This window comes from Maribellus luteus, from assembly GCF_003576475.1.
Classification (GTDB): domain Bacteria; phylum Bacteroidota; class Bacteroidia; order Bacteroidales; family Prolixibacteraceae; genus Draconibacterium; species Draconibacterium luteum.
On sequence record NZ_QWGR01000022.1, the window covers coordinates 1 to 12643 of the forward strand.

A 12643-nucleotide genomic window follows, 5' to 3' on the forward strand; every position below is an offset into this window, starting at 1 on the left:
AAAAACGCGAGAAACAGCTTATTCCCCTTCGTAGTTTTAACAGGTACTTAAAAATTAGAGGGTTGTGCAACAGCTACCCGTGTTATGCCACGTATTTTATTTATTCTTTTATCCTGGTCGGATATATTTCATTAATTTTCTTTTGTTCGTCAACTGTCAGATTTGAGTAGGATTTATTAAAAATCTCTTTTGCTTTCTCGTCTCGCAGCGAAGAATAAATTTCTAAGATTGCATTTTGCACTTTTATATAAAAGCCGTAAGACGTTTCTTTGTCTGACGAAAATTCAATCAGATGTCTTGATTGATTTTTTCTGATAAACGCTGCTAATTCTGTCTCGAATTTATTTTCATTAACCAGTTCGCCATTTACTATTATTTCGTTTTTATCAGATGCTTTAATTGCAATAATTGGAAAATTTGAATAATCAATCGTTTTCGGTTCAATTAATTCTGTTTTTTCGGTTTCTGGATTACTTGTCCATGCAATTGCTAATAGTCCAGATGCACGATAATATGGTTTTTCAAAGTCTGACGGAGAAAGAACAGATAAAATAGCTTCAGAAATTTTCGAAGGAGTAATATTTCCTTGTTGTGAAACTTCTTGAATTTTTTGATTGAGAAGATAAAACTTTGAAGTTGCAACTTCTGAAGAATCGAGTTTTGTCAGTTCGCGCAAACAATCATTTGAATAATACTCATTTGGATTAAGCATATAAATAGCTTCGAATTTGTCATAATCCAAGGTCGTACGAATGTCATTTGATGAAATAACTTTTTTATAAAAGTCATAAAACGCTTGTCCTGATGTTGACTTTAAATCACCATTTTCAATTAAATGTTTCTCAAGCTTTGACAATTCTATCTCGATGTCAACTCCTTGCGCATGATAACTATTGATTAGGCAATTCATAAGTATATTCTCAATTTTCGATTCATTTTTTTGTCCAAATGAATTAAATGCTAAAAGGAAAATCAATATTGTAATAATAAACTTCATCGTCTTTTCAATATGTGGCATAACGTATGTGGAACCCAACTAGTCGGGTTATATCTTTATTGTCAGGTTGGGTTATACGCCCGAATGGGGTGTGGAACCCAACTTTTTTGCTAAAGTAGTTCATCCAATGGATTTTTGAAGTTCTTAAAATTATGTTCCGTGACATGTGTGTAACGTTGTGTGGTCTTAACACTTTCGTGGCCTAACCAGGCTTGTATATACCGGATGTCAACTCCTTGTTCCAACTGGTGCGTGGCAAAACTATGCCGCAACATATGCAAGTGCACCCGCCTTTTAATTCCCGACCGGTAGGCAGCCGCTTTTAATAATTTAGATAGACTTTCGACTCCGTACCGGCCTCCCGTTTGCCCTTCAAATAACCAAACCGTTGGTTTGTATTCAGTATAATACTGCCGAAATAATTTCAGGAGTTTGGGCGAAAGCTGAACGTAACGGTCTTTTTTCCCCTTGGCACCCTTTACTTTTATCATCATGCGTTTCGAATCAACATCCGCAATTTTCAAATTAACAACTTCGCTTCTCCGCAATCCACACGAGTATATGGCCGAAAGTATGGTTTTGTGTTTCAAATTTGTTGTAACACTCAGAATGTTGCCAACCTCTTCCTTGCTAAGTACATCGGGTAATAGTGTCTCTTTTCTGGGGCGCTCTATTTCGTACACATGTCTTCCTTTTCCCAATACCTTTTCGTAAAAGAACTTAATGGCATTTATCCGTTGGTTTTGCTCGCTCGTGGTGATTTCCCATTTGTTTATAAGTTCCAGCAAATACGTGTTTATTTCTTCAACCGGGAGTTCCTTTAAATTCCTTTCAGTGAAATAATACATAAAGTCTTTGAAATAGGCAGAGTAAGTTTTTATGGTACTCTCGCTGTACCGTTTTTGTTTTAACAGTTCAAGATAGCCTTTGGGCAACTTAGTGCCTGACCGGTATGAATAATCACGGCTAATCCTTTCGGGGGCCACCGGCATTGCCTTGATTTTTAATGCGGAATAATCAATATAAGCCCAATCGCGCAATCCCTCGAAAAAACGGCCCAGACTGAATTGATCTTTGACGATATACCAGCACGACATTGAGCTACTCCATCTTGCAGGGAACAATTCTTTTAGCCGGTCGTTTATGTCCGAATTGTATTCGAAACGCACAATAACTACTTCCTGTTTCCGGTGTATGCTGTATTCAAGTTTTATTTGCGGGAGGGTATTCAACGCTTATTGGTTTTTAGCCTTTTAAAAGTAGTAATCTTATGGTAAAAAAACAATCTGATCGGGTTTATTGAATTGTTTCGTTAAAGGGTACCTCAGAAGTACCCCCACGTACTTCAGAAGCGAATTATATCACCTTTTTACCGAACTAAAGCGGGTCTGAACGATCCGGATTCACCGTTTTACTGAATTAGAGCGTTTCTGAACCGAATCCATTCGCCGTTTAACCGAACTAAATCGCCGTTTAGCTAAACTATTGCAGAGCCGAACTGAATTCATTTACCTGTTTGGCGAATGAAAGAGTTTCGTAACCAAATTCATTCAATTAATAGCCGAATTAGTGCGAATAGAAACCAATTTCATTGGTTTTGGTAGTGGGTAACTTTCAAAAAAAAAGGAGGCGGTAAATGCTGTAGTTGCCGCCTCTTTTTTGTTTTAACAGCAGTATCTTCGAGGTTTTAATTTTCAGCCGGTTCTGATTTTTTAGGTCCGTTTCCGGCGAAACGTTTTTTCAGGTCATCATAAATCGGTTTGGCTCCCGGAATGTCCATTTTAGTGGCCTGTTTTACCGAGTTGTAATAGCTCAAGGCAGCCATATAGCTTTCCGATCCGGCCTCCATGGTAGTGTCGTCAAGGTTGGTGCATAACTGCTGCACCGGCCTGAAAATGCTCATCAGCTGATTCCAGGCATCCATGTCGTCGGTAAATCCTTCGGTGCTCAGATAGGGAGGGACAAACTGCGGATCGCTTTCGCAATATTCCAAACATTTCTGCACAAAGGGTTGTGTCCCGTCGTTCATTTTGGGCAAAGAACGGCGTTCGGCAGGGCTTAGAGCGATCAGGTACGGTTTCAGAACAGTAAGGGCGGTGTTTACTGCAGTTAAAGCTTCGCTAACTACGGTTTCGGGTAGTTTAAAATCAATTTTGTTTTCCATGATGTGTAGTTGAAAAGTTAATAAATAAAGATTAATAATGATTTGTTATGCTAACGAACTACAAATTACATAAAACAGCTGTAATGGTCAAGTAATAAGTGCGTTGTGTAATGTATTATTGAACATGTTTTCGTAATAATGCCATCGCTACCGGTGCGTCAAGGTTTGTTTGCTGACCATATTATTTTCAATCGTTAGCGGTTGAACACCGATTACAAACCGGCGCGGGCGGAGAGTGTATCTTTCCGGTGGTGGTGTTCCGGAATGTTTCGCCCCGATGGGGCTTAGTATCTCTCCGCTGGAATTTCCTACACATATTACCGCAACGCTGTTGCTCAAAAAAACAGCTGCGGCAGGCAGGAATCGGCGCGGGAGGGAAAACGGAACGCTGATGACACGGATCTTTACAGATAATCGCGGATAAAACAGCGAAGATCAGTTGAATCTGAGTTATCAGCGTTCTATGTGTTTAGAATGGTAAGTTTTGTTTCTGTCTTTTAATGCAGAATTTGCTTATCCGTTTTTCTACCAAAAGACCGATTCTCATTTTGTAATGTGTTATGATTATGAATCCTGATTTATAAACTCACCCTGATTGCAATCCGTCAGCCGACCATAGCCGTTAACTTAAGAGAGGTTTTAGAAAAATCAGGTTTAAAATTTGGGTCCCAGATATACTACCCCAATTGGGATAGTATTAGTTTTTCCCTCATTATATAAGCTGCAAGCCATTAGCCGCAAGCTTCAAGTCACTGGGCATTTGTCATTAGTCACTGGTTGTTTTAAATTCAATCCATCAATCCATCAATCCATCAATCCTTCAATCCATCAATCCTTCAGTCCATCAATCCTTCAGTCCATCAATCCTTCAGTCCCTCAGTCCTTCAATCCCTGAAACTGCGACTGAGCACTGCGACTGCACACTCAATCCCTCAGTCCTTCCATCCCAATGCGTTAATGCTAAAATGCTTTAATGCGAGAATAAGCTACAAGCTATTAGCTACTAGCCGCGAGCCATTAGCCACGAGCTACGAGTAACAGGTCATTGAATATTGGTTGTCGAAAATTCAATCTCATCAATCCCTCAGTCCTTCCATCTCAATGCGTTAATGCTAAAATGCTTTAATGCGAGAATAAGCTACAAGCCGCAAGCTATTAGCCACTAGCCACGAGTCACTGGGCATTTGTCATTAGTCACTGGTTGTTTTAAATTCAATCCATCAGTCCTTCAGTCATTCTATCCTTCAAGCCCTGAAACTGCGACTGCACACTCAATCCCTCAGTCCTTCCATCCCAATGCGTTAATGCTAAAATGCTTTAATGCGAGAATAAGCTACAAGCTATTAGCTACTAGCCGCGAGCCATTAGCCACGAGCTACGAGTAACAGGTCATTGAATATTGGTTGTCGAAATTCAATCTCATCAATCCATCAATCCCTCAGTCCTTCAATCCCTGAAACTGAGACTGCCCACTCAATCCCTCAATCCCTCAATCCCTCAGTCCATCTGTCCTTCAATCCCTGCAAACTGCGACTGCGCACTGCTCTTTGCCTCAAAATCAATCCGTCAGCCAATCAAGCTCTTCGTATTAAAAATCTTTACTACTTTTGCAGCAGTTTTTAAAAGGGAAAAATGAGCGATTCTGGCATCCATCCGTTAGTGTATTCAAAAAATGTGGTGGAATTTGTAACCGTAGCCAACGAATATTGTGCTACCATCGAAAACGTGGCGCGCCACACTCCTCAGGAAAATGTAAGTAAACTGCAGAAAATTCTGCCTTTGCTGTACCTGAAAGCCGCGGTGCTTCCGGAAGTGGAACCGGTTATGGACGAGGAGCTGGAAAAATTTGTTTCAGAACTTGATTACAGTACACTGCACCAGAAATGGTTGCAGCTGCTACACCGAAACGATAGTTATTACGAGGTTTTTGACCCGAATATTCAGTTTGGCGAAGAAACCGTAACCGCCAGTATATCCGAAAACCTGGTGGATATTTACCAGGATCTGAAAGATTTTATCACTTCGTACAGCATTGGCAACGAAGAGGTAATGAACGACAGCCTGGCCGAATGTATTTTTCATTTTAAGGAATTCTGGGGACAGCAACTGGTGAATGTACTTCGTGCCGTTCACATGCTGTTGGTCAACAACACCGATTTTTCGGAAGAAGAAAACGATGAACCTGCTCCGGGAAAGGGAAACCCAAAGTGGCTCGATAATTTCTGGGGCACCAACGAAGAAGATGATTTAGATGTTTAAAGAGAGTATTAGCAACGAAGAACTGACCGAAATGCCATTGAAATGGTTCGAAGGCAGGATTGTGTTGGTCGATACAGACCGCAAGTTGCAACAGGCAGTAGAAGAACTGGCAAAGCACCGGATTATTGGTTTTGATACCGAAACCAAGCCTTCGTTTAAAAAAGGCGTGGGCAATAAAGTGGCTTTGTTGCAGCTTTCTACCAGAACAACGGCTTACCTGATCCGCATTAACCGGGTGGGCTTGTCCGACGAATTGCGTTCGATCTTATCGGACAAAAACATTATTAAACCCGGGGTGGCCATACGCGACGATATCAAAGGTTTGCAGGATATTACCGCCTTTGAACCGGCCGGTTTTGTTGAACTGCAGGAGCAGGCCAAAGATATGGGCATCCAGAATTTCAGCCTGAAAAAACTGACCGCCATTGCCTGTGGCTTTCGTATATCAAAAGGGCAGCAGCTTTCGAACTGGGAAGCGCCCGAGCTGACAGAAGCGCAGCAAATTTATGCAGCTACCGATGCCTGGGCAGCATTGGTGATTTTCGAAAATTTCTCAAACAATTAATCTATGCCAGGCAAATTGGTGAAAATTGTCCTGAAATCAGGAAAAGATCAGTCTTTGCTCCGCTTTCACCCGTGGGTGTTTTCGGGAGCCATCAAAAAAATACACGGTTCTCCGGCCGAGGGCGAGCCGGTAAGAATCGTTTCCAACAACAACGAGTTTTTGGGAATAGGCCATTACCAGATCGGATCGATTGCGGTTCGGATTGTATCGTTCAAAGAAGCCGAGCTGGATTCTGAATTCTGGAAAGGCAAAATTGAAAGTGCCTGGAACCTGCGGAAAAGACTTGGCCTGGCCGATGACCCCGGTACCAATGTTTTTCGCCTCTTGCACGGCGAAGGCGACGGAATGCCGGGCCTGGTAGTGGATTACTACAACGGCACGGCGGTGTTGCAAATGCACTCGATCGGGATGTACCTGATTCGCGAAGAGTTGGTAAAAGCTTTGCAGGAGGTGTTGGGCGATCGCCTGAAAGCGGTGTACAACAAAAGCAGTAAAACGCTGCCTTTTAAAGCCGAGGTGAAATCGGAAGACGGTTACCTTTGGGGGAACGAAAGCACGAGCGAAGTACTCGAATACGGGCTGAAATTTAAGGTAGACTGGGAAGAAGGGCAGAAGACCGGATTTTTTGTGGACCAGCGCGAAAACCGCAAACTGGTGCAAGCCTACTCGAAAGGCCGCGATGTGCTGAATATGTTTTGCTACACCGGTGGTTTTTCGTTTTACGCCATGAAAGGCGGCGCCAACCTGGTACATTCGGTGGATGCTTCGGGGAAAGCCATTGAGCTGACCCGCGAAAACGTGGAGCTGAACTTCCCGGGCGATGCGCGTCACGAAGCTAAGGTGGCCGATGGTTTTGAGTATTTGAAAGACATTCAGGATAAATACGACCTGATCATTCTCGATCCTCCGGCTTTTGCCAAGCATCAGAATGCCTTGCCACAGGCACTGAAAGGTTACAAACGCATCAACACACGCGCTTTTGAACAGATCCGGAGCGGCGGTGTTTTATTTACGTTCTCGTGTTCGCAGGTGGTAACCAAAGATCGTTTTCGGGAGGCTGTTTTTTCAGCAGCGGCCATTGCCGGAAGAAAGGTGCGTATTCTGCACCAGGTAACACAACCGGCCGATCACCCGATCGATATTTACCACCCGGAGAGCGAATACCTGAAAGGCCTGGTTTTGTACGTGGAGTAGCTGAAGGACTGAAGGACTGATGGATTGAAGGATTGAGGGATTGAGGGATTGAGTTTGCAGTCGCAGTATTCAGTCGCAGTGATCAGTCTCAGTTCGCAGGGAGTGAAGGACTGACTCGAAGCTCACAGCTAGTAGCTCGTAGCTAAAATTACAAAATACAATAAAGCACATTTTTAAGATATGGAACTACAACAATTAACCGAACAATACAACGCTCAGCACAGTGAAAAGTCGATGCTGGAGAAACTTCAGTTTCTGGCGGCTGAACACCCCGGTAAAGTGGTTTTTACCACCAGCTTTGGTTACGAAGACCAGGTGATCACGGATATCATTTTCAAAAACGATCTGGATATTAAAGTAATTACGCTCGATACCGGCCGACTTTTTCCCGAAACCTATAAAGTATACCGTAGTACACTCGAAAAATACCGGAAACCCATTCATGTTTATTTTCCGCCAACAAAAGAAGTGGAGGAGATGGTGACAGCGAAAGGGCCGTTTAGTTTTTACGAGTCGCTCGAAAACCGCAAAGAGTGTTGTTTTATTCGCAAAGTAATTCCTTTGAAACGTGCATTGGCCGGAAACGAAATCTGGATCACCGGTTTGCGTGCTTCGCAGTCGAACAACCGGAGCGATATGACAGATTTTGAATGGGACGAAGGGAATGCCATCATCAAGTTCAATCCGTTGATGAACTGGAGCCTCGAAGAAACCATTGAGTATGTAAAAGCAAATCATGTTCCGTACAACGTGCTGCACGACAAAGGCTTTGTGAGCATCGGGTGCCAGCCTTGTACCAGGGCCATTCAGCCCGGCGAAGATTTCCGTGCCGGTCGCTGGTGGTGGGAGCAGGGATCGGGCAAAGAGTGCGGACTGCATTCACTAAAAAAATAAATAGCTGATTTTCCTTTTTCAAATTTATAAGCAACCGCAACAGACGGCTGGTTCAAAAAAATCTATTTCTGATATCAATTATCTATCGAAAGCGCTGAAACCAAAAGCTTTTAGTGTTGTTGTTAGATGGTGAAAAGCAAATTATGGAGATAATTAAACAGAAAAAGATAGCGCTCATTTTTCTTGTACTGGGAGCTATCGGAGGATTTCTTTACTGGAAGTTTGTAGGTTGCACCAGCGGAACGTGTGCCATTAAATCGGTTTGGTACTGGAGTACCTTGTGGGGAGCAGCCGTTGGTTACCTGGTGGGAGACTTTCTCAACGATCTTCTGGTAAGGGTAAAGAAGAAAAAGGAAAATAAGGATGATAGGGAAGTTTAATCATATAATTAATTCGAGCCGGCCGGTTTTAGTCGATTTTTTTGCCGAATGGTGCGGGCCATGCAAGCAAATGCCGCCCATTCTGAAACAGGTAAAGGAAGAGCTGAGAGAACAGGTTCGGATCATTAAAGTGGATGTGGACCGGAATCCGCAAATTGCGACCAAGTACCAGATTCGCAGCATTCCCACCCTGATGTTGTTTAAGGATGGGGAAGCCAAATGGACCGGGCAGGGCGTTCGTTCGGCCGAAGAAATTAAAATGGATGTTCAGGCCCAGATTGATAACTAAAGTTGACCGTTTTGGCAGACAAGCAAAATATCTTTTACACCTCTATTTCGAAATATTATTCCGAAATATTCCCGTATAACCCGATGCAGCTAACCTTTGCAGAGGCGAAACTGGGTGGTCTACCGGGGAAGACAATTTTGGATATCGGGTGTGCCACCGGGGAGCTGGCTTATAACCTGGCGCTTGGCGGCGCACGGGTTACGGGCATCGATTTAAATGAAGACCTGCTGGAACAGGCCCGGCAAAACAAGGTGCATCCAAACCTTCAATTCCAAAAAGGAGATATGCTGAAGCTGGAGGCCGATTTTCAGTCGGCACAGTTTGATGCCGTGATTTGTTTCGGGAACACGCTGGTGCATTTGAATTCGTTGGCAGCGGTGGTTGACATGCTGAAAGGAGCGCGGACCGTCTTAAAGCCCGGCGGGACTTTGCTTTTGCAAATTCTTAATTACGACCATATTCTGGATGACGAGGTAACTACATTGCCCCGCATTGAAACCGACAACATTGTTTTTATTCGTAATTACCGGCTCGACGAAAAGAGTGATTTTCTTGATTTTCAAACCGAACTGGTGCTGAAAGAAAAAGCCTTGGGTATCCGGAATGAAACGCGCTTGCTGGCATTAAGAAGCCAAGACCTTTTAATCGCATTAACAGAGGCGGGTTTTTCTGAAATCAGTCTTTACTCCAATTTCAAACAAGACGCATTTGGCGGCAAACATTTGCCGTTGGTGGTAAGTTGCAGTTAAAATACCATACAAACCGGGACCGGCGATTTGTAATCGCCCCAAAAAACGGATGCGGATTTTAACCACGTTTCTTCCGGTAAACCATCCACCAAACGATTACTCCGCTGATTAATACAATCAGCAAACAAATACCCGCCAGCGGAACAAAAAGAATGTAAAAAGGCCCCAGAATATTTTCAAAAATTCGCCCTGTATGAATTTCCTGCGAAACATTCCACAACGACATCGGAGAATCTTTGCGAATCTGCTGTGGCATTTCGGGGAAAGGTTTGCCGCTTAGAGCAATCGCTCCCTGGTTGTAATCGAACCACCAGGCCTGGTTTTTACTTTTTACAAGTCCGGCTGCCATGTTGGCCCCAATGGGGCTGGTCATGCCGGTGGGAGCCTGGTAGGGAGCGCCGCTAAAAAAGTCGGATACCCGGCCGGTTTCAACATTCCAGGTAAATATACCGCTAAACGATCCCACCAGCATTTGGTGCCGGTTCAGTGGTTCCAGTATGTTGCAGCCCATCACACTCACCGGAGGCTGGCTGAATGCCGGAACCAGTGGATCGCGGAGTGTCGGCTCTGCAAAATAAAAACCGTCGGAAGTGGAGAAAAGGTATCTTTTTCTATGCTCGTCCCAGTACACGCGTCTGAGTTTGTCAAACCACGGATTGGGGCTGTCGAGGTGAGTGCCCGGAATAATGCCTACCTGTTTGTTGGCAATGGCAATCAAAAGCGGTGGCCGCAAATGAATGCCGGCAAAGGTGTTAATCAGGAGAAACAGCGCAAAGATATAGCCCAGCACATTGTGCCAATGCAGGTTTTGTTTTTTTACACTTACGTACGATTTTGTAGGTTTTGCTTTCTTTTTCCGCCTGCGGATGATTCCCGGGAAAAAGAAATGAAGCAGCCCGGTAACCGACAAAACAATGGTAATAATCCCCAGCAAATCAACAATAAGTTTGCCTGTTAAGCCAAACAATTCGCCGCTGTGAAGCTGCCAGAAAGTATCGAACAAACCTGTTTTTCGCACATAGTCGGTTGGTGCCGGAAGCTGTGTGGAGTGAAAACTGGCTCCATCGGTGCTGACCAGTAAATAATCGCGGGTAAGCACAAGCAGGGAATCACCTTTTAGCGCAAGGTCGGCAATGCGATCGTTTTTCACTGGCAGCTGAATCTTCTCCCATTTCCCATTTTCTACTGCCCTAAAATACAGGCCCAAATGCGTACCGGCATAAAGCTTTTGCTGAAAGACAATCAACGAATATATTTTCCGGTTGTCAATCCCTTTCGGGAAACCTTCGTTAAAGTCTTCAAAAGCCAAAAGTGCCGGGTCGCTTTTCCATATTCCCACATTGCCGTAGATGAGAAGGGCCGATGAGTCAAGTTCCACGGATCCTCTTACTGCCGACTGGTTCCAGTTGCTGTAGGTGTAATTGGCAGGTAAAATGTTGCGCGAAACATCGATGCTGGAAAATACGCCCCGGTGGTTCATAATAATCCCCGAAATGGCAAAAAGAACAGCAATAAAAGCGATAACCACAGCGGGCCACCGGTGAAGTTTCTTGAATAATTTTATTACGCGGGTTCGTTTCATTGCCACTCGGGTTTTGTTGGGCTGCCTGTTTCCTCAGCCAATGGTTAAAGAATGAAAATCAAGGGAGAATGTTCAGAACAACAAAATTTTGTTCCGGATTCGTAACCGGCGAACATTCGCAAGGTGTCCTAATAGCTGATAAAATCAGGTTCCCGCAAAGAGGCAAAGGAAGCGCAAAGGGCGCAGAATACGGATTGCCCGTTTCTATTTTGCGTTCTTATTGTAAAACTTGGCGTACTTCGCGTGATAAACTATTAGGACAACCTTGCTGTTGGTGCTCTGTTCTTTATTTCTCCCCTTGTTTTGTCCAGCCGCAGCTGGTTGAAAATAGAATAATGTGAGTTAGTTAATAAAGCGCGGAGTTACTGAAAGCATCAGGTAACCCCAGCATTGAAAGGCGGAGCTGTCTCCGCCTTTGAGTAGTTCTAAACTGTCACCTGCAAAAAGCGTCGATAATCCAAGTGATATTTTTGTCATGGGATTTACTTTCCAGGTTCCTGCCAAATCCAGTTCGGTACCGAGGTAGCGGTCAAAATCCTGTGTAAGGTCAGCGGCTGCCCCAAAATAGTGCAGGTGGGCGTTAAATTCCCATTTATCGTTACTGTAGTCGTATTTCAGGTAAACATCGTTCAAACCCACACTCCCGATGTGATTACTTACATAGAAATAATCCATGAAACCGTTGAATTTGTGATTGGTTCCGTACAACGGGGTAAATGCTTTGTATTTCGAATCGTCGTACGAGGTGCCTGAAAGATGTTCAAACCCCAGCGTAAAGCGCTCGAGCGAAGCTTCCAGCAGCAGGTTTAAAGCGCTGATGTCTTTTCCCGAAGCATGTTTGCCTCCCTGGTAGTAGAGATTGGCTGCCAGCTTAACAGGCTCAAGCGTGGTCGTCACTCTTCCGCCGAGCGTTTGGCTGTATTTGGTTTTCTGATCTCCGTTTTCCATTACGGGTGCTCCGTTGTTAAGCAGTAACAGGCTTAGTTGCGTCACCTCCCATTTTTGGTGAAACCAGGCAAACTGCAAGTCTTTGTAGGCATCGGGCCCTTCATAAATATTATTTGTTAAGTTCCCGTTTTCGTGGTGGGCAATTCCAAAATGAAGTTCAAAATCCTTTTTTAGTTTGAATAAAGCCACATCGTGTGAGCGAGCCTGCTGGGCCCAACCCACATTACCGAAAATCCGGTGATCGTCGTAAACCAGTTCCTGTCGTCCGGCTTTTAGCGAGAACTCCGGGGTGAAAAATACTTCCGCCCATGCTTCGTGCACCGAAGTCGCAAAGTCTTCGTTGGAAACCAACTGAGGCTGATTTCCCCATAGCCTTACATCCTGTAAAACCAGGCCGGTTTGGATGAATTCGTTTTTGAATCCGAAATTCAAACGGGTTCGCTGTGTGGTGATCGTTGATGCATCCTGATCCTCGAAAGCCAGTGTTTTATAGCCGTGGCTTAATTCTGTGCGGGGTCTGAATTCGCCGCTTAACGAGAACTGTGCCATTGATTGTTGAGCCACTACCGTGCTCAGTATCATCAGTAATATGAATTTTATCCTTTTCATGATCCTGTGTTAA

12 protein-coding genes are annotated in these 12643 nt (G+C 44.1%); 7 read left to right on the forward strand and 5 right to left on the reverse strand.

What is annotated here, in order from left to right:
- Positions 1–100 precede the first annotated feature (100 nt).
- The 3 genes from D1614_RS22150 to D1614_RS22160 all read right to left on the reverse strand — a co-directional run bounded on the left by D1614_RS22150 (position 101) and on the right by D1614_RS22160 (position 3161).
- A complete protein-coding gene (locus D1614_RS22150; RefSeq protein WP_119440189.1) occupies positions 101–997 on the reverse strand; it encodes an ExbD/TolR family protein in 897 nt (298 codons plus the stop codon).
- 110 nt (positions 998–1107) lie between these two features.
- A complete protein-coding gene (locus tag D1614_RS22155) occupies positions 1108–2229 on the reverse strand; it encodes a tyrosine-type recombinase/integrase (RefSeq protein WP_206610119.1) in 1122 nt (373 codons plus the stop codon).
- A 455-nt stretch (positions 2230–2684) separates the two neighbouring features.
- On the reverse strand, positions 2685–3161 hold the full coding sequence (locus D1614_RS22160; RefSeq protein ID WP_119440190.1) for a hypothetical protein: 477 nt from the start codon (positions 3159–3161) through the stop codon (positions 2685–2687).
- 1632 nt (positions 3162–4793) lie between these two features.
- Between D1614_RS22160 and D1614_RS22165 the strand changes: the two genes are divergently transcribed.
- The 7 genes from D1614_RS22165 to D1614_RS22195 all read left to right on the forward strand — a co-directional run bounded on the left by D1614_RS22165 (position 4794) and on the right by D1614_RS22195 (position 9491).
- The gene (locus tag D1614_RS22165) at positions 4794–5420 is read left to right on the forward strand and encodes a DUF5063 domain-containing protein (protein ID WP_119440191.1); all 627 of its coding nucleotides are present in this window, start codon (positions 4794–4796) and stop codon (positions 5418–5420) included.
- Complete coding sequence (locus tag D1614_RS22170; RefSeq protein WP_119440192.1) at positions 5413–5985, forward strand: 3'-5' exonuclease; 573 nt, start codon at positions 5413–5415, stop codon at positions 5983–5985. Before D1614_RS22165 ends, D1614_RS22170 begins: the two co-directional genes overlap by 8 nt.
- Positions 5986–5988: 3 nt before the next feature.
- On the forward strand, positions 5989–7179 hold the full coding sequence (locus D1614_RS22175; RefSeq protein ID WP_119440193.1) for a class I SAM-dependent rRNA methyltransferase: 1191 nt from the start codon (positions 5989–5991) through the stop codon (positions 7177–7179).
- A gap of 180 nt (positions 7180–7359) precedes the next feature.
- Positions 7360–8073 carry a phosphoadenylyl-sulfate reductase gene (locus D1614_RS22180; protein WP_119440194.1) on the forward strand — a complete coding sequence of 238 codons (714 nt, stop codon included), beginning with the start codon at positions 7360–7362 and terminating at the stop codon, positions 8071–8073.
- Positions 8074–8216: 143 nt separating this feature from the next.
- Positions 8217–8453 (forward strand): DUF6132 family protein, encoded by a 237-nt coding sequence (locus tag D1614_RS22185; RefSeq protein WP_119440195.1) that lies wholly within the window; start codon positions 8217–8219, stop codon positions 8451–8453.
- Positions 8437–8742, forward strand: a complete 306-nt coding sequence (gene trxA / locus D1614_RS22190; RefSeq protein ID WP_119440196.1) for a thioredoxin — start codon at positions 8437–8439, stop codon at positions 8740–8742. The genes D1614_RS22185 and trxA overlap by 17 nt, the downstream gene beginning before the upstream one ends.
- 11 nt (positions 8743–8753) lie before the next feature.
- On the forward strand, positions 8754–9491 hold the full coding sequence (locus D1614_RS22195; RefSeq protein ID WP_147384343.1) for a class I SAM-dependent methyltransferase: 738 nt from the start codon (positions 8754–8756) through the stop codon (positions 9489–9491).
- Positions 9492–9549: 58 nt separating this feature from the next.
- On the opposite strand, the gene D1614_RS22200 is transcribed toward D1614_RS22195, so the two are convergent.
- On the reverse strand, positions 9550–11073 hold the full coding sequence (locus tag D1614_RS22200) for a PepSY-associated TM helix domain-containing protein (RefSeq protein WP_147384344.1): 1524 nt from the start codon (positions 11071–11073) through the stop codon (positions 9550–9552).
- Positions 11074–11415: 342 nt separating this feature from the next.
- The gene (locus tag D1614_RS22205; RefSeq protein ID WP_119440199.1) at positions 11416–12630 is read right to left on the reverse strand and encodes an alginate export family protein; all 1215 of its coding nucleotides are present in this window, start codon (positions 12628–12630) and stop codon (positions 11416–11418) included.
- Positions 12631–12643 lie beyond the last annotated feature (13 nt).